Origin of the sequence: Jiella pacifica, from assembly GCF_010500815.1 — a bacterium.
GTDB lineage: Bacteria > Pseudomonadota > Alphaproteobacteria > Rhizobiales > Rhizobiaceae > Jiella > Jiella pacifica.
On sequence record NZ_JAAAMG010000013.1, the window covers coordinates 1 to 20268 of the forward strand.

Here is a 20268-nt window from a genome sequence, read left to right on the forward strand (position 1 = left end):
GGCTCTCGCCAATCGCTCGGGGTCGAAAAAGCTCGCTCTCACCGCCGTCGCGCACAAGCTGCTCGTCGTCCTCAATGCCATGCAACGCGACCAAAAGGCGTTCGCATGAACACAGTTGCCAGGGGCAGCCGCCGCAACATCGCCCGCTTCCGCCTTCTGCAGCTGAAGCCGCCTTCTTCAGCTAAAGCCAATCGCGCCCGACGATCTCAAGACTCTCTGGACGGGGCCTGAGAATTACGGTGGGCGTTCGCGTGGTGCCTGCCGATCCACTGCAGCAGCGGCGTGGATGCTCGATCTTCGCCGCCCAAATTGCCTGCGGCAAGAGATGGGTCAATGACAGGCAGCGGGGCTCATCAGGCGGCCAGAGGATAAAAACACGCCGCGCGATGGCCTTCGCCGCGTTCTTTCGCCTCCAGCGGCGGCATCGCTTCGCGGCAATCGGCCTCCACCCGTGGGCAGCGGGCGGCAAACGGGCAGCCGGGGGGCGGATCGTAAGGGTCCGGCAGTTCGCCCGTATCGCCCGCCAGCCTCTCCCGCTTGCGGTTCGGCACGGGGGCGGAATCGATGAGGAGCTTCGTGTAGGGGTGGAGCGGCGCCCGGAACATCGCGCGGGCCAGCGCCTCTTCGACGACTGCGCCGAAATACATCACCGCAACCCGGGTCGCGACGCTTTCGACCACCGCCAGATCGTGGCTGATGAAGACATAGGTGAGGCCGCGCTCGCGTTTCAGCCGGTCGAGGAGGTTCAGCACCTGCGCCTGCACCGAGACGTCGAGGGCCGAGACCGGCTCGTCGAGGACGACGACGTCCGGCTCGGCCGCGAGCGCCCTCGCAATGCCGATGCGCTGGGCCTGGCCGCCCGAGAACTCGTGCGGATAGCGTTCCAGGAATTCCGGCCGAAGGTTCACGTCGTCGATCAGCTTTGCCAGCCGCGCCTCGCGTTCGGCCCGGCCGAGGCCAAGGAGATGGCGCATCGGCGCCTCGAGGATCTCGCGGATGGTCTGGCGCGGATTGAGCGAGGAGACCGGATCCTGGAAGACATATTGCACGCGCCGGGCAAGGGCCTTGGTGCCGGAGGCCGAGAGATCCTCGCCGGAAAGGCGGATCTCGCCGGACGTCGGTCGGTCGAGGCCGACAAGCATGCGGGCGAGGGTGGACTTGCCACAGCCGGATTCCCCGACGATGCCGAGGGTCTCGCCCTGGACGAGATCGATCGAAACCCCGCGCACCGCCGTCAGTTGCGGCTTCTTCGTGCCGAAGATCGTCCGGCCGCCGCCAAAGGTTCGAGCGAGCTCGCGGATCTCGATCAGGGGCGCGGCCGCGCTCATGGCGATGTCCCCTGTGCGTGAGCGCCCGGGTAGCGGGGCTCGGGACGGTGTGGCTTCCCGCCCTGGGACCCCTTTGACGTCGCACCGCCCGACAACGCCTCGCCGGGAGACAGCGGATGCAGGCAGCGGGCCTGAAGGCTGCCGCGCTTGTCTTCCAGCGGGATCTCCCCCGTCCGGCAGTCAGCCTCCACCCGCGGGCAGCGGTCGGCGAAGGCGCAGCCGGGCGGCAGGCGGTTGACCGCCGGCGGCCGGCCCGGCACGGCGTCGAGGCGGCGCTCCGGCTCACCCATGACGGGCACGCAGTCGATCAGCATCCGCGTGTAGGGATGCGCCGGCTGGGTGAGGATCTCCTCGGTCCGGCCGGTCTCGACGATCCGGCCGGCATACATCACCGCCACCCGGTCGGCGATCTCCGAGACCACGCCGAAATCATGGGTGATGAACAGGACGGCGGTGTTCCGTTCGCGCCTGAGCTCGTCGAGGAGCCGCAGCACCTCGGCCTGAACGGTCACGTCGAGGGCCGTCGTCGGCTCGTCGGCGATGATCAGCTCGGGATCGTTGGCGAGCGCCATGGCGATCGAAACGCGCTGGCGCAGCCCGCCTGAGAGTTCGTGCGGCAGCGCCTTCATCCGCTGGGCGGCGTTGGGAATGCGGACGAGATCGAGGAGCTCGCGCGCCTTGGTCTCGGCATCACGTCGCGAGAGCGGCTGGTGGGCGCGGATCGCCTCGACGATCTGGTCGCCGACGCAAAACAGCGGATGCAGCGTCGCCAGCGGGTCCTGGAAGACATGGGAGACGGCGCCGCCGCGCAACTGCCGTATGCGCCTGTCCGAGGCCTCGGCGAGGTCCTCGCCCTTGAAGCCGATGCGCCCGCCGGCGATGACGCCGGGCGGCGAGGGGACGAGGCCCATGATGCTCATTGCCGTCACCGACTTGCCGGAACCCGATTCCCCGACGAGGCCGAGGCATTCGCCGGGCCGGATGACGAGATCGACGCCGCCGGTGGCGTGGTAGATCTCGGAGCCCATGTGGAAATCAGTGCGCAGGTCGCGGACGGCGAGGATTGGGGCTTCGTCTCGATGGTCCTCATTGTTCCATCCGGCACGGTCGGCGCCGGGGTGGCCGCCGCCGGATGTATCGGCAGGAATAGGCTCTTCCTGCGGTCGCCTGCGATCCTTCGCCATTCTCGTCCTGAATGACGGCCGCGCCAGCGCCCCCGACCGCAGCCGCGGATCCAGCGCGTCCCTGATGCCGTCGCCGATCAGGTTGATGCTCACGACGATGAGAAAGATCATCAGGCCGGGCACCAGCGAGATCGTCGGCGCGGTGAACATCACCTTGCGGCCATCGCCGAGCATCGAGCCGAGATCGGCCTGGGGCGGCTGGGCGCCGAGGCCGAGGAAGGAGAGGCCGGCGGTCTCGAGGATCATCCAGCCGACGGTGGTCGAGAGCGTGATGACGATGGTCGGCAGGACGTTGGGCATGATGTCGGACCAGAGAATCCGCAGCGGGCCCTTGCCGGAGAGCCGCGCGGCATCGACGAATTCGCGGCGGGCGAGGCCGACGGTGATGCCGCGGATGTTGCGGGCGAAGAACGGCACGTTGACGATGGCGATCGCATAGAGCGCGTTGATCAGCCCCGGCCCGAGGATCGCCACGATGGCGAGCGCCAGGAGGATGTAGGGAAAGGCCATCATCAGATCGATCAGCCGCATCAAGACCTGGTCGGCCCGCCCGCCCGCATAGCCCGCGACGAGGCCGATGGCCGAGCCGAAGAAGGCGGCGATCAGCGAGGCGGAAAAGCCGACGAGAAGCGACACGCGGGTGCCCCAGATCAGCCGCGAGAGCATGTCGCGGCCCAGCGCATCGGTGCCGAGGAGATGGCCGGCGGAGAAGAGCGGCGCGAGGCGGTTGGCGGGGTCGGTGGCGTCGGGGTCGGCGAGCGGCAGGATCGGCGCGGCGAGCGCGGCAAGGACGACGACGGCGAGGATGCCGAGGCCGACCGCCGCAAGCCGGTTGTTGAGGATGAGCGCGAGGGTCGAGGGCCGCTCGCGGCGTTGCCGCTGCTGCGAGGGCGCGGCGCTCTGGGTCGCTGCTGCCGCACCGGTCATTTCAGCCTCGGATCGAGCAGGGTCTGACAGACGTCGGCCAGAAGGTTGAACAGGACGTAGGAGGCCGCGACCACGAGGACGCCGCCCTGGACGAGCAGGATGTCGCGCTGGGAGATGGCGTCGACCAGCATCGCGCCGATGCCCGGCCACTGGAACACCGTCTCCACATAGACCGCGCCGCCGAGGACGAAGCCGGCCTGGATGCCGATGACCGGGATCACCGAGACCAGCGCCGCCATGAAGGCGTGGCGGTAGATCACCCGGCGCTCGGTGAGGCCCTTCGCCCTTGCGGTGCGGATGTAGTCCTGGCGCAGCACCTCCAGCATCGCCGTGCGGGTGAGCCGCGCGATGACGCCGGTGGCGACGAGGGCCAGCGTGATCGCCGGCAGCACGAGATGGTGCAGAATGTCGAGCGGCCCGCCGCCGCCATAGATCGCCACCATGCCGCTGGCCGGAAAGAGCCTGATCTTCACAGCGAAGAACAGGATGAGCAGCAGCCCCAGCCAGAAGGACGGAACCGAGATGCCGATCAGGACGACGAGGGTGATCGCCTTGTCGGCAAGGCCGAACTGGCGCACCGCCGAGACAATGCCGGCGAGAAGCCCGAAGAGGGTGGCGAGCAGCAGCGAGGCGCCGGCGAGCAGCAGAGTCGCCGAGAAGCGCTCCAGGACGATGTCGATGATCGGCCGGTTGAGGGCGTAGGAGCGGCCGAAATCGCCGGTGACGACGCCGGACATCCAAGCGAGATATTGCTGCGGCAGGCTCTTGTCCAAACCGAGCGCGGCGTTGAGCCGCGCGACGTTTTCCGGCGTGGCGTAGGAGCCGAGGATGGCGGTGGCCGGGTCTCCGGGGATGAGGGCGATCATCCCGAAGACGACAACGGAGAGGCCGAACAGGACGGGGATGGCGGCGAGAAGGCGCTTGGCGATGGTGGCGGTCATGGGTGGGAATGTTTGGAGCGAGGCTCGGGGCGATGAAGTAGCCCCTCATCCTGAGCGTGTCGAAGGGCGAAGGGCGCTCGGCGCAACCTGTCCCCTTCACCCTCGTGGTTCGCCCTTCGACAATGGCTCAGGAGGCTCACCATGAGGGTGAAGGGGACAGGTCGCGCCTTTGCATCGAGCGCGTTGAAGCCCATCATCCTCACCCTTTCGTCACGTCCTTCAAGACCAGCAGAAACGACGGCTCCAGCTCAAATCCCTGCACGCCTGCCGTCGAGACCGCGTTCTGCTTCCAGTTGGCGACGAAGGCCCAAGGCGCGTCGTCATGGACGATCTGCTGCACCTGCCCATAGAGTTCGCCGCGCTTCTTCTGGTCGGTCGTCCTTCGGGCCTCGTCCAGCAGCTTGTCCACCTCGGGGTTGGAATAATAGCCCGAATTGAAGCCGCCCTTATCAGGCATCGCTTCGGTGCGCAGCGCGAGGAAGGGCAGGGTGTCCGGGTCGTTGGTCATCCAGGCCATCTCGGCCATGTCGGCCTTGCCCTGAAGGCCCGGATTGACGTTGGCGAGATAGGTGTTCCACTCGTAGGTCTGGATGCGTGCGTCGAGCCCGACCTTCTTCAGGTCCGCCTGGATCGCGGTTGCCATCGCCACCGGGTCGAGCATGCCCGAGCCGCCCTCCGGGACGTAGAAGGTCAGCGTCTTGCCCTCGGCGCCGGCGGCGCGGATCAGTTCCTTGGCCTTCTCCGGATCGTAGGGGTAAGGCTCCACAGAGCCGTCATTGGCCCATTCGAAGGCGGCGGGGATCGGACCGTCCGCGATGGTGGCGGTGCCCTGCAGGACGTCCTCGGTCAGCGCTTTCTTGTCGATGGCGTAGTTCACCGCCTGGCGCACGCGCTTGTCGGAGAAGGGGCCTTCCTTGGTGTTGAGGATCAGAAACCACAGATGCGGACCGGCCTCCTCGTAAACCTTGTAGTTTGCATCGTCCCGGAACTGCCCGAGCCCGTCCGGCGGCACCTCGACCATCAGGTCGATGCCGCCCGACAGCATCTCGGCGACGCGGGTGTTGGCGTCGGCGATCGGCCGGAACACCACGGCTTCGATCTGAGGAGCGCCGTCCCAATAGTCGTCGTTGCGGGAGACGACGACCTTCGAATTCGGGTCCCAGCCCTCGAACTTGAACGCCCCGGTACCGACCGGATGGCGACCGAAGTCCTGGCCGTATTCCTTCACCGCCGCCGGTGAGACGATCAGCCCGGTCGGGTAGGCGAGGTTGGAAAGGAAGGGCGCGAACGGCTCCTTCAGCTTGAAGACGACGGTCTGGGCATCCTTGGCGGTCACCTCGTCGACCTGCGAGAAGAAGAAGGCGAGGGGAAAGGGTCCAGTGTCGTGAAACGGGTGGTCGTCCTTCAGCATCCGGTCGAAGGTGAACTTCACCGCCTCGGCGTCGAAGGGCGTGTCGTCCTGGAAGGTCACGTCGTCGCGCAGGTGAAAGGTGTAGGTCGTGCCGTCGTCGGAGATGTCCCAGCTTTTCGCCAGGGCCGGCTCGACCTCGAGCGTTCCCTGCTTGAAGCGCACCAGCCCGTCATAGACGTTCATCAGGATGCGAAAGTCGTTGGTCGCGGTCACCGCCTGCGGGTCGAGCGACTTCGGCTCGGCGATCTGGCCGACGATCAGGACGTTCGGCGGCGTCTGCGCGAGGGCTGGAAGCGCCAGAGCCATGGCGCATAGGGCGAACGCGGCGGCGACGAGGTTTCGCATCGGGGCTCCTTTCCGTGGCGATTGTTTCAAAACTAGGAGATGCCGGCGGATGGCAAGGAAATGGTCTCATTTCGCGGCACGCGTCGGGCCGTAAAGCAAAAGGCCGCCCGGGGATGGGCGGCCTTTCGAGGAGGCTTGTCGGTACCGTCCGGGCCGGGTTCAGCCCATCGCTTCCAGTTCGTCGATGAAGCCGGAAATCATGCCGAGACCCTTCGACCAGAAGGCCGGATCGGACGCGTCGAGGCCGAAGGGTGCGAGCAGTTCCGAATGATGCTTGGTACCGCCGGCCTTGAGCATCTGGAAATACTTCTCCTGAAAGCCCGTCTCCGAATTGCGGTAGACCGCATAGAGCGAGTTCACCAGGCAGTCGCCGAAGGCATAGGCATAGACGTAGAACGGCGAATGGATGAAGTGCGGCACGTAGGTCCAATAGGTGTCGTAGCCGTCGCCGAGGCGGATCGCTGGCCCCAGGCTCTTGCCCTGGACGTCCAGCCAGATCTCGCCGATCCGTTCCGAGGTGAGTTCGCCCTGGCGCCGCTCGGTGTGGAGCCTCCGCTCGAACTGGTAGAAGGCGATCTGCCGGACCACCGTGTTGATCATGTCCTCGACCTTGGAGGCGAGCAGCGTCTTGCGCTCGGCGTCGGTCTTGGCCTGATCGAGGAGCGAGCGGAAGGTCAGCATCTCCCCGAACACCGAGGCGGTCTCGGCGAGCGTCAGCGGCGTCGGCGCCATCAGTGCCCCCTGCCGTCCGGCGAGCACCTGATGGACGCCGTGGCCGAGCTCGTGGGCGAGCGTCATCACGTCCCGCGGCTTGCCCATGTAGTTGAGCAGAACGTAGGGATGGACGCTCGGCACCGTCGGATGGGCGAAGGCGCCCGGCGCCTTGCCGGGACGGATCGCCGCGTCGATCCAGGAATTGTCGAAGAAGCGTTCGGCGATGTCGGCCATTTCCGGCGAGAATCCCGAATAGGCCGACAGCACCGTCGAGCGGGCCTCGTCCCAGGGAATGTCCCGGCGCCTGGCGTCCGGCAGGGGGGCGTTGCGGTCCCAGTATTCGAGCTGATCGACGCCGAGCCACTTCGCCTTCATCGCGTAATAGCGGTGGGAGATGCGCGGATAGGCCTCCGAGACGGCCTCAGTCAATGCGTCGACGACCTCGCGCTCGACCCGGTTGGCGAGGTGGCGACTGTCGGCGACGTCGGAAAAGCCGCGCCAGCGGTCGGAGATCTCCTTGTCCTTGGCGAGCGTGTTGGTGATCAGCGTGAAGACACGCAGGTTCTCCGAGAAGACGTTGGCGAGCGCATTGGCGGCCTTGCGGCGCTTTTCCGGTTCGGGATCCTGGAGCATGTTGAGGGCGGCCTCGATGGCCATGTCCTCGCCGTCGACGGTGAAACGCAGCGAGGTCAGCGTCTCGTCGAACAGCCGGTTCCACGCGCCGGCGCCGGTCACCGCCTTGTCGTGGAAGAGCTCCTCGACGCGGTCCTCCAGCTGATACGGCTTGTCCTGTCTCAGATCGACGATCCACGGCCGGTAGTGGGCGAGCGCCGGATCGCGGTCCATCGCGGCGTCCATGACGCCGTCCTCGACGCGGTTGAGCTCCAGCGCGAAGAACAGGAGCTTGGAGAAGATGTCGGTGACGTTCGACTGGGTGTCGCCATAGAATTTCGCCCGGGCGGGATCGGACGTGTCGCCGGAATAGATGAGACCGGCATAGGAGATGATCCGGCCTAGCAGCTCCTCGAGCTCTTCGTAGTCCTTGATCGCCTCGGCAAGACCACCCTCGGGCGCCGCTGCCGCCGCGGCCAGCTTGCCACGCCAGCGCTCCTGGAAGCTTCCGGCCCTGTTTCGCGCCGTTTCGAGATCGGCGGAGAGCTCCGGGCTGTCCATGGCCGGATAGAGATCGGCGAGGTTCCACTCGGGCAGCGTGCCGGCCTCGGCTGCGGCTGCCTCCACCGCGGAACGGGCCGGCGTGATCGACTTGGTCATGAAATGCTCTTTGGGTTCGTTACGGCCGATTGAATCCTGAATTACCGGTTCGCAAGGGTTTGGCCAAGCCCGGATGCGCCTTTGCACGGCATATCGTGATCGTGCCCGACTGGTTCAAATTCGACTGAAATTACAGACAGATCATTGTCCGTGCTCGTTCAGTCGGACTTTAGGCGACCGTGCCAAAGTGGGGCATTCTCGCACCAAGACGAGACCGGAGGCGTCAATGACCGAGATCGTCCTAATCGTCGACGACGATCCTATACAGCGTCGTCTGCTCGACGCGCACGTGGCCCGCATGGGGCTGAGGCCGCTGCATTGCGACGGCGGGCGTGCTGCGCTGGACGCGCTCGGCGGGCGCAACGGCGGCCAGATCGCCGCCGTCGTGCTCGACCTGATGATGCCCGACAAGAGCGGCATGGAGGTGATGGCCGAGATGCGCCGCAACCGCTTCGACGTGCCGATCGTCGTCCAGACGGCGAAGGGCTCGATCGACACCGTCGTCGAGGCGATGCGCGCCGGCGCCTTCGATTTCGTGGTCAAGCCGGTGTCGCCGGAGCGATTTCGCGAGACGCTCGCCAACGCCGTGAAAATGCACACGGCGGCGCGGCCGAAGCGCGGCCCGTCGACGCTGTCTCCCGAAGGTGCCTCCGAGGTGATGCGGCCGGTGCTTCTCACCGCCGCCAAGGCCGCCCGTTCGACGATCCCGATGCTTCTCGAAGGTGAGACCGGCGTCGGCAAGGAATGGCTCGCACGCGCCATCCGAGGATCGAGCGACCGATCGTCGAAGCCGTTCGTTGCGGTCAATTGCGGTGCCCTGCCGGCCGATCTCGTCGAAAGCATCTTGTTCGGCCATGCCAAGGGCGCCTTTACCGACGCGACCGCCGAGCATCGCGGCAAGTTCGCCGAGGCCGACGGGGGAACGTTGTTTCTCGACGAAATCAGCGAGCTCGCGCCCCTGGCGCAGGTGAAGCTGTTGCGGGTGCTGCAGGAGGGCGAGATCGATCCGATCGGCGCCAAGACCTCGGCGCGGGTCGACGTCAGGGTCATATCGGCGACGAACCGCAGCCTCGCCGAGGCCGTCGAGGCGGGCCGGTTCCGGGAAGACCTCTATTATCGGCTGAATGCCGTCGAAATCACCATGCCGCCGCTGCGTGAGCGCCGTTCGGAAATCGAGGGGCTCGTCGAGCGGTTCCTCGCGCGGCTGGCCACCATCGAGAAACGCGCAGGCGCGATGGCCATCGACGCCGAGGCGCTGGCGCTTCTCGAAGCCTACGACTGGCCGGGCAACATCCGCCAGCTGGAGAACAGCCTGCACCGGGCGGTGGTCCTGTCCGAACGGGACGTCCTCGGCGTCGCCGACTTCCGCCAGATCGAGGCGTTGATGGCGGCAGGTTCCGCAGGCAGTCCGGCGGCGGCGAAAGCCAACGGGGCCGATGTCGGCCGGAGCTTCCACAGGCCAGCCCCGCAACGCGCCACGTCGTTCGACGCGGTGGCGGCGAGCCGTGACGATATTCCGCCGCAGCTCCGGCGGGAGTTGCCGTTTTCGCCCGAATTCCCGTTGCGCGACGGCGAAGGACAGGTCCGGCGGCTGGTCGACGTCGAGGCGGATCTCATCCGCCTGGCGGTCGCTCAATATGACGGCCGGATGAGCGAGATCGCCCGCCGTCTCGGCATCGGCCGCTCGACGCTCTATCGAAAGATGCGCGAATACAAGATCGAGGACCGGGGCTGAAGGGCCTCAGCGGGCGTTCGGTGGCCGGCCACCGACTTGCCCTTCGCCGCCGCCGGGTGTAGGGGGCTGCCCCTTATGGGGGGCGGTGTGAAGCGGCGTCTCCCGAGGTCGCTTCCCAGCCGGCCGAATGAGTTCGTCACGCAAAAGGCTGTGAGAAGATGCATCCAAGGATCGCCGTGATCGGCTGTGGGCAATGGGGCCAGAACCACGTCCGCACCCTGGCCGAAATCGGAGCCCTCGTCGCCGTCGCCGACCGCAATGTCGAGCGGGCTGAAACCTTCGCCGAGCGCCACGGCGTCGCGGCGATGGAGCCGGACGAGGCGACCGCCTCGCCCGACATCGACGCTTTGGTGCTGGCGCTGCCGGCGAGCGCTCACGGCCCGACGGCGCGGGCGGCTTTCGCGGTGGGCAAGGACGTCCTCATCGAGAAACCGATTTCGCTCGACGTCGCCGACGCGGAACTCACCGCCGCCGTTGCGAGGAAGGCCGGCCGCATCCTCATGGTCGGCCATGTCCTGCGCTTTCACCCGGTGTTCCAGAAGCTCGTCGCGACCGTCGCCGAGGGGCGGATCGGCACGGTGCGCCACATCGTCGCCAATCGCATGGGCCTCGGCCGCTTCCTTGGCATGGACGTCGTCTGGGATCTCGCCCCTCACGACCTGTCGCTGATCCTGAAGATGGCGGGGTCGATGCCGCTCGCCGTCCAAGCGATGCGGCGCACCGTGCTGTCCGACGCCACCGACGTCGCGGACATCGTCATGGAATTCGCCGGCGGGCTGAAGGCCGAGGTCCACGCTTCGCGCATCTCGCCCTATCGCGACCGTCGCTTCTCTGTGATCGGCACCGAAGGCATGCTGGTCTTCGACGATCTCGCCCCGGAGGGCGAGAAGCTGGGGCTCTACGGCCACAAGGTCTGGCGCGACGGCGAAGTGTTTTCGTTCGAGAACGCGCCAGTCACTTATCTACCGGTCTCGCCCGGCCTGCCGCTCGACCGCGAACTGCGCCACTTCATCGACTGCATCGTCCATCGCCGCCAGCCGGAGACCGGACCGGAAGAGGCGGTCGAGACGGTCCGGATCCTGAACGCGGCCTCGCCGCTGGGGTGAGTGCCGGCGGGGCTGGCAGTTCGTCATTCGGCCATCGCTGCGGGGTAAAGGAGCGCGGCGGGTCTGCCTTGGTTCGCTTTCCAATCCCGTTCGCAGCTCACACGGCCGCCGCGACCGCCTCCCGCGCAGCCAGCCTCCGGGCCGACAGGCTCTCGGCGATGACGCCGCCGCCGAGCACTTCGGCGCCGGCTTCCATGCCGTCGTAGAAGACGCAGGCCTGGCCAGGCGCGATGCCGTCCTCGCCGAGGACGAGTTCGACCTCGGCTGAGCCGTCCGCTGCCGAGACGATGCGCGCCGGAGCAGGGGGGCGGGTCGAGCGAACCTTGACGAAGAGGTCGCGATCGCCCGCGAGCCAAGCTTCCGGCGAACCTTCGCCGAGCCAGTTGAGGTCGCGAAGGCGGATGCGGCGCGTGAGCAGCGCCTCGCGGGGGCCGACGGTGACGGTCGCGGTCGCGGCATCGAGCGCGACGACATAGAGTGGCTCGCTGGCGGCAACGCCGAGGCCGCGCCGCTGGCCGATGGTGAAGTTCACGATCCCTTCGTGCCGGCCGAGCTTACGGCCGGTCAGATCGACGATGTCGCCCGGCTCGGCCGATTCGGGGCGGAGCTTGCGGATGACGTCGAAATACTTGCCCTTGGAGACGAAGCAGATGTCCTGGCTGTCGGGCTTGGCCGCGACGGATAGGCCGAAGCGCTCCGCCATCTGCCGGGTCTCGTCCTTGGTCATGGTGCCCAGCGGAAAGCGCAGGAAGTCGAGCTGCGCCTGCGTCGTGCCGTAGAGAAAATAGCTCTGGTCGCGGTCGAGATCCCTTGGCCGGAACATCGCGCGATGGGCGCCGCGCCGACGGGTTTCGATGTAGTGGCCGGTGGCGAGCGCATCCGCGCCGAGATCCTCGGCGGTCGCCAGGAGATCACGGAACTTGACCGTCTGATTGCAGGCGACGCAGGGAATCGGCGTCTCGCCGGCGAGATAGCTGTCGGCGAAGGGGTCGATCACCGCTTGCCGGAAACGCTCCTCGTAGTCGAGCACGTAATGGTCGATGCCGAGCGCTTCGGCGACGCGGCGGGCGTCGTGGATGTCCTGGCCGGCGCAGCAGGCCCCGGCCCGGCGCGGGCCGGTGCCGCCGTCGTAAAGCTGCAGCGTGATGCCGACGACGTCGTAGCCTGCCTCGGCGAGGAGGGCGGCCGTGACAGAGGAATCGACACCGCCGGACATGGCGACGACGACACGCGTCTCGGCCGGCGGCTTGGCGATGTCGAGGCTGTTCAATGACATGTGTGGGCCTTCGCGGCGTCCGTTTCGATCGCGAGCCCGAGTGGCGGCAGATCACGAGCGGGAAATCTCACGTCGCCATATCGGCGATTTTCGCCGGATTTTCAACGCGCCGCGGTGGCGCAAATATGGCCATGCGGGTCAGAATTGGCGCGAAACCCATGACTGTCGCGATTTCGATGAGAATTTTCAGCGACTTCTTATCGAAAGCTTACGCGTGGCTTGACGGTTTTTTTAGAAGCCGGGGCTACGGTCTGAATGATTGTGTCTTTGGGTAGTGTATCGAGTGTGCAATGACCGATCTGGTTAGACCAAGGGTGAAGTACGTCATCGGGCCGGATGGAAGCCCGCTGACCCTGGCGGATTTGCCTCCGTCGAATACCAGGCGCTGGGTGATCCGCCGCAAGGCGGAAGTCGTGGCGGCCGTCCGCGGCGGGCTGCTCAGCCTCGACGAGGCTTGCTCGCGCTATACGCTGACCGTGGAAGAGTTTCTGTCCTGGCAGATGTCCATCGACCAGCATGGGCTCGCGGGCCTGCGCACCACGCAGCTGCAGGAATATCGGCGCAAGATCGATCTTCACTGACGCCGGCCGACGTCGGTTTCTCGGGCGGCTGGTCAATTCCGGCGTAGCAGCGGCCGACGACGCGCCAAGATTGGAGGAATGTCGACGCATCGCGTCGTGGTTCACTCGGCGCCGAACCACGCCTCGTCCAACTGCGCATTTCCAGAAGCACGTTTCAGGCAGGCGACTTCACGAGGTCCGCCCCCGCGGCCATGCTCAGGCGCAATAGCGCTGGCTGGCCGGGACGGAGCGATTCCCCCGGACGTTCGTTGCCAGGATTCGGCCGACGTGGCGGCGAAGTTCCGCAACGCTGAACGGCTTTTCGATCACGCCCAGAATGATCGCCGCCAGATCCGCCGCCGCTTCCTTCTGTTCCGCATAGCCGGTCATCAGCTGGATCCGCAGGTCCGGCCAGCGCGCCGCGGCGGCATAAGCCAGTTCGATCCCCGTCATGGCCGGCATGCGGATGTCGGAGAGCAGGAGGTCGAAAGCGCCCGCGTGTTCCTCGAGGACCTCGAGTGCCAATTCGCCATCCTCGACGGCGATCACGTCATGGCCCTCGAGACGCAGCGCACGCTCGACCAGGAGGCGCACACCCGTGTCGTCCTCGGCGATCAAAAGCTTTGCCACGTCGAACTCCCTCATTCGGATTGAGTCGAATGATCATCGAGATTGGCCGAACGAACTTGCGCGGACCTTACGTCCCTCAATGGGGCGCTGACCCACTGCGAACGGGTTGCAGTCCTTCGCATGCCAAAACCCGACCGTCGACCCACCGCAGCCGAGCGGTCAGTCGAGGACGCGGCCGATGAACGGCAGTTCGCGGAATGCGTGGCCAACGTCCATCCCATATCCGACGACGAAATAGTCCGGGCAGGAAAAACCGACGAAATCGGCCTCGATCTCAGCCTTGCGATGGCCCTCCTTGTCAAGAAGGACGGCGAGATCGACCCGGGTGGCGCCGCGCGACAGAAGCAGGTCGCGGGCGAAGGCGAGCGTGCGTCCGGACTCCAGAATGTCGTCGACCAGAAGCACCGGTCGTCCGGCAACGTCCGCGTCGATGTCGCGCAGGATGTTCACCTCGCCGCCGACGGTGCCGGCGCCGTAGCTGGACAGCGAGATGAACTCGACCTGCGGGGCGACGCCGGCGTGATGCATGGCGCGAATCAAATCGGCCGCGAAGACGAAGGCGCCCTTCAGGACCGAAACGACCACGAGGTCCTCGGCGGCGGAGGCCGCGATCTCACGCGCCAGCCTGCCGACTTCGACGCCTATCTCCTCGGCGCTGAACAGAACGTCGATCGTCTTGCCGCGGACGGTGATCACTGGCTGCCTTCGCGCGATGTGCCGACGAAACCCACTCTGACCTCTCCCTTCGCTTCTTCCGGCACCGCGATCATCGTCACGAAGTCGATCGACGTGCCGGCACTCAGATGGTCGACACTGGTCTGAAGCGTCCGCGAGCGCAACCCCGCCGAGCGATCGGCGAAGTCGATCCGCAGCGGCGGGACGGCGGCCGCGATCGCGGCAGGATTGCTGATCCGGCCCTCGACGCGCAGGAGCCGGCCGTCGCCATGGCTTACCAGGCTGGCGTTGATCGTGGACAGGCGAACCGGATAGCCGCCGCCGTTCGAGACGGTCGCGGCCACCGGCGTTTCGGGAAAGGAAACCAGGAAGACGGGCAGCAGCAGCGCACCGAACGCGAAGGCGCAGACGACGAGGCCGATGCGCCCCGGCATCGCCGCGATGCGGCGGCCCATCGGCAGATCCTGCGGCTTGCTCGTCGTCTCGGCGGGGGGCACCTCGACGGCTTCGGCCCATTCGCTGGCTTCCGCCCGTCGTTCCGCCGGTTGGCGAGCGGGATCGCGCCGGTCGTCCGCAGCCGGCCGGCGGCCGAAGACCGCGCCATGGCCGATCCCGACCGTGGTCGACCCGGCGTCGCCGCGGCTTCGCCCGCGCCGACCGGTCACTTCGGCGGTGCCGTCGATGCAGGGCCCGGCGGCGGGTGTCCGTGTTCTGCCATCGGCTTCGGGTCTCTGCGAATTTCTGCCGTCAGACTGCCCGTGCATAGGGATACCCCGCTCGATGATTCAGCAAACGGTAAGGTTTTATGGTTAACGAGTGGTGAAGCAGCGCGGCCGGGGCCAGCGGGCGGCCTATCGTCAAATGGCCACTTTGCTGGCGTCTGACCGTCGCGACTTCAGGAATCAGCGAGGAACGAGGCTCCCTCTTGATACGGTTCGAGAATGTCGGCCTGCGATACGACATGGGGCCGGAAGTGTTGCGCGATCTGAGCTTCGAGATCCGCCGACAGTCCTTCCAGTTTCTCACCGGGCCCTCGGGCGCCGGCAAGACCAGCCTCCTGCGCATGCTGTTCCTGGCGCTCCGCCCGACGCGAGGGCTGATCACAGTGCTCGGCCGCGACGTCGCGACCCTGTCGCGCAAGGATCTGCCCTCGATCCGGCGCAGGATCGGCGTCGTCTTCCAGGACTTTCGCCTGCTCGACCACATGACGACCTACGAGAACGTCGCGCTGCCGCTGCGGGTGCGCGGCAAGGAGGAGCGGGAGTATCGCCAGGACGTCGTCGACCTCATCAAGTGGGTCGGACTCGGCGAGCGGCTCCATGCGCTTCCGGTCGTGCTGTCGGGCGGTGAGAAGCAGCGCGCGGCGATCGCCAGAGCGCTGATCGACCAGCCGGACGTCCTTCTGGCCGACGAGCCGACGGGCAATGTCGACGCGCCGCTGGCGCGGCGTCTCCTGCGTCTCTTCCTCGAACTCAACCGTTCCGGCACCGCCGTCGTCATCGCCACCCACGATCTCGGCCTGATGGAGCAGGTGGATGCGCGCCGGCTGATTCTCTCGGAAGGGCGACTGGAAATCTATGACTGACACGGCCGCGATCACCGCCGACGTGCTTTCACGGGCGAGGCGCATCGCCTCGCGCCTCAAGGGCGAGCGCCAGACCCCGATCGTTCCGGCGGGCAACGTCGCCGGGCGGGCGATGGCGACGGTCATCGCCATCATGACGTTTCTCGCTGCGCTGACCGTCGGCGCCGTCAGCCTCGTCGGCGATACGGCCGCGCGGTGGCAGAACGACATCTCGGACGAGATCACCATCCAGGTGAAACCCGCCGAGGGGCTCGACATGCCGCAGGCGCTGGAGACCGCCCGGCAGATCGCCCTGCAGACCCCGGGCGTCCAGGGCGCCTCGATCCTCGACGAGGCGGCGACGGGCCGGCTGCTGGAGCCGTGGCTCGGGGAGGGGGTGGATCTGTCGGAACTGCCGGTGCCGCGGCTGGTCATCGTTTCGATCGACACCGAGGATCCACCGAACTTCGCCTTCATGCGGACGGAGTTGAAGGAGGCCGTGCCGCAGGCCGACCTCGACGATCATCGCGCCTGGGTGTCGCGGCTCGTCACCATGGCCCGGACCGTGGTGTTCATCGGCGTCTTCGTCCTCTCCCTGGTGATCGTCGCGACCACTCTCACGGTGATCTTCGCCACCCGGGGCGCCATGTCCGGCAACCGCCATATCGTCGAGGTTCTGCATTTCGTCGGCGCCCGTTCGAGCTTCATCGCGCGCGAATTCGAGCGGCACTTCCTGCGTCTCGGTCTCATCGGCGCTGCCGCCGGCGGCCTCGTCGCGATCGCTCTCTTCGCCATGCTCGGCTCGTTCACCGCCGCCAATCGGCAGACGCCGGAGGCCGACCAGATCAGCGCCCTGTTCGGTTCCTTCACCATCGGCTGGACCGGCTACGCCGGCGTCCTGCTTCTCATTGCAACGGTGGCGACCCTTACGGCGTTGACGTCGCGGTGGACCGTGATGCGCCATCTGGCGGAGATCGACATGATCTCGCCGGTTGAAAATTAGCAAATGGTTCATCGGATTGGCGCAGGCTTCGTCCTTCCGCCGGAGTCCGATCGCAAAAGGAGGCTCTGGTTGCTGACGAAACGGTCAGTCTCGCAGCGGGATGGAAATCGCGTCCGGGCGATGCCATGTTGTTTTCTTGATCGCCGGAAGAAAGATCGGTTGCGGATGATAGCCGTCATGCGCGCCGACGCGGAGATTGGATGACGATCGTCATCGACCCACGCTTTGACCGGTCCGGCCGCTCCGAGGGGCAGGGCGGCGAGGATCTGCGGCCCGCGGCGCCCCGCTGGCGCAAGCGGCTGGCGGCGACGCTGCTCGTCGCGGGTTTTGCCGGCTATCTCATCGGCGGCTTCTGGCGGTTCACCGAGGAGGTCGACCGGCTGTCCAAGCCGCTGCCGCGCGCCGACGCCGATGCGATCGTCGTCCTGACGGGTGGGGCGCTGCGACTCGACTATGGGCTCGACCTTCTGCGCAGCGGGCGAGGGCGGCGGCTCTTGATCAGCGGCGTCCATCCCGGCACCAGTGCCGCGACGCTGGCGCGGCTGACGAAGACCGACAAGGCTTGGTTCGATTGCTGCGTCGACATCGACTACGTCGCCGCCGACACGGTGGGCAACGCCGAGATGGCAGGCCGCTGGGCGGAACGCCGTGGCTACCAGGACCTCATTCTCGTCACCAGCGACTATCACATGCCGCGCTCGCTGCTCGAATTCGACCGGATCTCCGGCATCCGCTCGATCACCCCGGTTGCCGTGCGGCGCGACGATCTGTGGAGCCGCGACAGCCTTCCCACCGGTTCGGGGCTCAGGCTCCTGATGACCGAATACGGCAAGTTCGTCGCGACGCGGATCAGGGGCTTCCTCGGCATGGCCCCGCAGGACGCCGACACCGGCCCATACGTGGCGAGCCTCGATCGGCGATAGCGACCCCATTCCGGCTGGCGCGGGCGAGAACCGCACGAGCGACCTTTGCCTCGCCGGCGATCGGTCCTATGAACGCGTCGCGCGCCGGAACGGGCGCACAACCTTCGAGCTCGGATGGCTGCCATGACGCTGCTGCGTTCCCTCGCGTTCAATGTCGTCTTCTACGGCAATCTCACGCTCCAGCTCCTGTTCTGGTCGCCGGTGTTCTTCTTCGCGAGCGAGGAAACCGGCTGGTGGATCGTGCGGAACTGGGCCCGCTCCAGTCTGTGGCTGCTGAAGCACGTCGCCGGCGCGCGCTCCGACCTCACCGGTCTCGAACATCTGCCCGAGGGCGGGGCGATCGTCGCCTCCAAGCACCAGTCGGTCTGGGAGATCCTGTCGCTTCTGACCGTCGTCGAGCGGCCGACCTTCATCCTGAAGAAGGAACTGCTCTCCATTCCGCTGTTCGGCAGCTTCGCCCGGCACATGAAGATGATCCCGGTCGACCGCGGCAGGCGCGGCAACGCCATCCCGAAGATGATGGAAGCAGCCGCGGAGGCCGTCGCCTCGGGCCGGCGGATCATCATCTTTCCCGAGGGCACCCGGACGAAGCCGGGCGCCGAGGTCGATTATCGCCAGGGAGTCTTCCGCCTCTACGAGGCGCTGGGCCTGCCGGTGGTTCCGGTCGCCATCAATTCCGGCCTCTACTGGCCCCGCAACAGCTTCATCAAGCGACCGGGCACCATTCGGGCCGATTTTCTACCGGTCATCCAGCCGGGGCTCGATCGACCGCATTTCATCGGCGCCCTGCGCGAGGCGATCGAGACGCGTTCGCGCGAGCTGATGCGCGAGGGCGGCTGGAAGGACGACGCCGGAGGCCGTCCCGCGCCGGACATGACTGCGCCGGGCGAGCCCGCTCACAGCCGCGAGACCACGTCCTGAAGCCAGCGATCCTTCAGGCCCATGGCGGCGATGTGTTCGAAGGCGTTCCTGACATAGTCGACGTTCGGGCCGGACTGGCCATGGCTGCGGGCGACGATCGCCGCTGCGCTGGCGACGTCGATCTTGCCGGCATATTGGGGATGGCCACGGTCGACGACATAGGTGACCGCTTCTATGCGGCGGCCATCCATCGCGCGGACCGGCAGGATGCTCTCGCGATAGACGTGGGTCACCAGTTCGCGGCCCCTCAGATAGTCGATGGTCGCCTCCCATCTCGCGCCCTCGACCCGAAAGGCCATGCCGACGCAGGAGCCGCCGCGGTCCAGCCCGAAGACGAGGCCCGGGCGTTCCGGCGTCCCACGATGGACATGCGAATGGACGCAGAGGGCCCGGTGATAACCGGCCAGTCTTGCTTTTGTGCTTTCCACATAGTCAAAACCGGGACGCCAGATCAGCGAACCGTAACCGAACACCCAGAAATCGTTCATTGGCCTCAGATCGCCCCGCATCTCCTGTTCCGACCGCCCGGCTCCGCCATTTGCAGGACGCGGCCCGATGCGCGGCATCGCGCCGCGATGGTGGTCTGACGGCTTGGCGACACGTGCCGGCGCCGGGAACCTCCCGGTGCCTTCGGCTTCATGCTCTAAGAGGATAACGGGATGGCTCCGTCAAGCGACAGTCCCTCCAATGCGCGCCGTGCGCTCATCGGCGTCGTGCTCGTCATTGTGCTTCTCGCCGCCGGGCTGAGCGGCGCCTGGTTCTATCTCGCCGGCCGCCTCGATGGCGAATTGACCCGGGCGATCGAGCAGGCGCGGGCGCGGGGGACCGAGATCGCCTGCCCGAACCGCGAGGTCTTCGGGTTTCCGTTCCGGATCGGCTTTCATTGCGATTCGCTCTCGATCGCAAGGGGCGGCGACAGGCCGTTCGAGGCCGTGGGCGGGGCCGTGCGCACCGCCGCGCAGATCTATCGGCCGAACCGCATCGTCGGCGAAATGGACGGCCCGTTGAGGGTCGACGGTTCGTCCTTTCCGCCGCTCGACCTCCGCTGGGCATTGGCCCAGGTCTCGGCGACCTTCTGGACCGAAGGCCTCGATCGCTTCTCCTTCGTCACCGAGGAGCCGCGCGTCGCCACCCTTGCGGCCACGGAGGGCGAGGCCCAGCCGATCGTCGAGGCGGCCCACAGCGAGGCCCATGCGCGGCGCCGGGACGACGATCTCGACATCTTCACCCTGATGAAGGGCGGCAAGCTGACCTTCCCCGGGGCCCCGGACCTGCCGCCGCTCGAAGCGAGCACGGATCTGACGATCGAGGGTGCCGGCAACTGGCTTTCCGGTGCCGCGCGAGGCCAGACGGGCAGGGAACTCTTCGCCGGGCGAAACGTGTCGCTGCGGTCCCTGCTCGTGGAAATGGACACCGCCAACGCCGAGCTCAGCGGCGACTTCTCCTTCGACGACGAGGGGCGCGTGTCCGGTACCTTCCAGCTGGCGATCGCCGACGCGGAAAAGATCGCCGAACTCGTCACCTCCGTCGCGCCGAACCTGAAGGACATCGCCAGCGGCATCGCCTCGGCTCTGCCGATGGCGGGGCGCAGGTCCGACGGTCGCACCGTGATCGAGTTGAAGGCGCGAAACGGGATTCTCGCCATCGGCATCTTTCCGATCGGCAAGCTGCCGTCGCTGCGCTGAAACGGCTTTCGGCTCCGGCGAACCCGCCGCCGAGGCGGCCAGCCGGCGATGGCTGCATCGAAGTCCGC

General features: G+C 66.9%; 18 protein-coding genes. 8 read left to right on the forward strand and 10 right to left on the reverse strand.

Annotation, left to right across the window (positions count from 1 at the left end; all coding sequences use genetic code 11):
• Positions 1 to 353 precede the first annotated feature (353 nt).
• From GTK09_RS15755 to GTK09_RS15775, 5 genes are all read right to left on the reverse strand, one after another.
• Positions 354 to 1328: an ABC transporter ATP-binding protein gene (locus tag GTK09_RS15755; RefSeq protein WP_163464217.1), complete on the reverse strand. Its 975-nt coding sequence runs from the start codon at positions 1326 to 1328 to the stop codon at positions 354 to 356.
• Positions 1325 to 3439, reverse strand: coding sequence for a dipeptide/oligopeptide/nickel ABC transporter permease/ATP-binding protein (locus tag GTK09_RS15760; protein ID WP_163464219.1), 2115 nt, complete (start codon positions 3437 to 3439; stop codon positions 1325 to 1327). Before GTK09_RS15760 ends, GTK09_RS15755 begins: the two co-directional genes overlap by 4 nt.
• Positions 3436 to 4380 (reverse strand): ABC transporter permease, encoded by a 945-nt coding sequence (locus GTK09_RS15765; protein WP_163464221.1) that lies wholly within the window; start codon positions 4378 to 4380, stop codon positions 3436 to 3438. Before GTK09_RS15765 ends, GTK09_RS15760 begins: the two co-directional genes overlap by 4 nt.
• A gap of 199 nt (positions 4381 to 4579) precedes the next feature.
• Positions 4580 to 6136, reverse strand: coding sequence for an ABC transporter substrate-binding protein (locus GTK09_RS15770; protein WP_163464222.1), 1557 nt, complete (start codon positions 6134 to 6136; stop codon positions 4580 to 4582).
• Positions 6137 to 6295: 159 nt separating this feature from the next.
• A complete protein-coding gene (locus GTK09_RS15775) occupies positions 6296 to 8122 on the reverse strand; it encodes a M3 family oligoendopeptidase (RefSeq protein ID WP_163464224.1) in 1827 nt (608 codons plus the stop codon).
• A 226-nt stretch (positions 8123 to 8348) separates the two neighbouring features.
• Here GTK09_RS15775 and GTK09_RS15780 point away from each other — a divergent pair, with 226 nt between their 5' ends.
• A complete protein-coding gene (locus GTK09_RS15780) occupies positions 8349 to 9857 on the forward strand; it encodes a sigma-54-dependent transcriptional regulator (RefSeq protein ID WP_163464226.1) in 1509 nt (502 codons plus the stop codon).
• Between the two features lie 158 nt (positions 9858 to 10015).
• On the forward strand, positions 10016 to 10963 hold the full coding sequence (locus tag GTK09_RS15785; protein ID WP_163464228.1) for a Gfo/Idh/MocA family protein: 948 nt from the start codon (positions 10016 to 10018) through the stop codon (positions 10961 to 10963).
• Between the two features lie 97 nt (positions 10964 to 11060).
• On the opposite strand, the gene mnmA is transcribed toward GTK09_RS15785, so the two are convergent.
• Positions 11061 to 12239 carry a tRNA 2-thiouridine(34) synthase MnmA gene (gene mnmA / locus GTK09_RS15790; RefSeq protein WP_163464229.1) on the reverse strand — a complete coding sequence of 393 codons (1179 nt, stop codon included), beginning with the start codon at positions 12237 to 12239 and terminating at the stop codon, positions 11061 to 11063.
• A gap of 290 nt (positions 12240 to 12529) precedes the next feature.
• Here mnmA and sciP point away from each other — a divergent pair, with 290 nt between their 5' ends.
• Positions 12530 to 12820: a CtrA inhibitor SciP gene (gene sciP, locus GTK09_RS15795; protein WP_163464230.1), complete on the forward strand. Its 291-nt coding sequence runs from the start codon at positions 12530 to 12532 to the stop codon at positions 12818 to 12820.
• Positions 12821 to 13015: 195 nt separating this feature from the next.
• On the opposite strand, the gene GTK09_RS15800 is transcribed toward sciP, so the two are convergent.
• From GTK09_RS15800 to GTK09_RS27520, 3 genes are all read right to left on the reverse strand, one after another.
• Positions 13016 to 13417 carry a response regulator gene (locus GTK09_RS15800; RefSeq protein WP_376768008.1) on the reverse strand — a complete coding sequence of 134 codons (402 nt, stop codon included), beginning with the start codon at positions 13415 to 13417 and terminating at the stop codon, positions 13016 to 13018.
• A 171-nt stretch (positions 13418 to 13588) separates the two neighbouring features.
• Positions 13589 to 14125: a hypoxanthine phosphoribosyltransferase gene (hpt, locus tag GTK09_RS27515; RefSeq protein ID WP_312869902.1), complete on the reverse strand. Its 537-nt coding sequence runs from the start codon at positions 14123 to 14125 to the stop codon at positions 13589 to 13591.
• Positions 14122 to 14769, reverse strand: a complete 648-nt coding sequence (locus GTK09_RS27520) for a hypothetical protein (protein WP_246217945.1) — start codon at positions 14767 to 14769, stop codon at positions 14122 to 14124. Before GTK09_RS27520 ends, hpt begins: the two co-directional genes overlap by 4 nt.
• A 260-nt stretch (positions 14770 to 15029) precedes the next feature.
• On the opposite strand from GTK09_RS27520, the gene ftsE reads away from it, so the two are divergent.
• The 4 genes from ftsE to GTK09_RS15825 all read left to right on the forward strand — a co-directional run bounded on the left by ftsE (position 15030) and on the right by GTK09_RS15825 (position 18515).
• Positions 15030 to 15689: a cell division ATP-binding protein FtsE gene (gene ftsE / locus GTK09_RS15810; protein WP_163464233.1), complete on the forward strand. Its 660-nt coding sequence runs from the start codon at positions 15030 to 15032 to the stop codon at positions 15687 to 15689.
• Positions 15682 to 16671 carry a cell division protein FtsX gene (locus GTK09_RS15815; protein ID WP_163464234.1) on the forward strand — a complete coding sequence of 330 codons (990 nt, stop codon included), beginning with the start codon at positions 15682 to 15684 and terminating at the stop codon, positions 16669 to 16671. The genes ftsE and GTK09_RS15815 overlap by 8 nt, the downstream gene beginning before the upstream one ends.
• Positions 16672 to 16871: 200 nt before the next feature.
• Positions 16872 to 17594 carry a YdcF family protein gene (locus tag GTK09_RS15820; protein WP_163464235.1) on the forward strand — a complete coding sequence of 241 codons (723 nt, stop codon included), beginning with the start codon at positions 16872 to 16874 and terminating at the stop codon, positions 17592 to 17594.
• Between the two features lie 123 nt (positions 17595 to 17717).
• Positions 17718 to 18515 (forward strand): lysophospholipid acyltransferase family protein, encoded by a 798-nt coding sequence (locus tag GTK09_RS15825; RefSeq protein WP_163464237.1) that lies wholly within the window; start codon positions 17718 to 17720, stop codon positions 18513 to 18515.
• On the opposite strand, the gene GTK09_RS15830 is transcribed toward GTK09_RS15825, so the two are convergent.
• A complete protein-coding gene (locus GTK09_RS15830; protein ID WP_163464239.1) occupies positions 18491 to 19003 on the reverse strand; it encodes a gamma-glutamylcyclotransferase in 513 nt (170 codons plus the stop codon). The two genes, GTK09_RS15825 and GTK09_RS15830, sit on opposite strands and share 25 nt — an antisense overlap.
• A 171-nt stretch (positions 19004 to 19174) precedes the next feature.
• Between GTK09_RS15830 and GTK09_RS15835 the strand changes: the two genes are divergently transcribed.
• On the forward strand, positions 19175 to 20200 hold the full coding sequence (locus GTK09_RS15835) for a DUF2125 domain-containing protein (RefSeq protein WP_163464256.1): 1026 nt from the start codon (positions 19175 to 19177) through the stop codon (positions 20198 to 20200).
• The last annotated feature ends 68 nt before the right edge of the window (positions 20201 to 20268 follow it).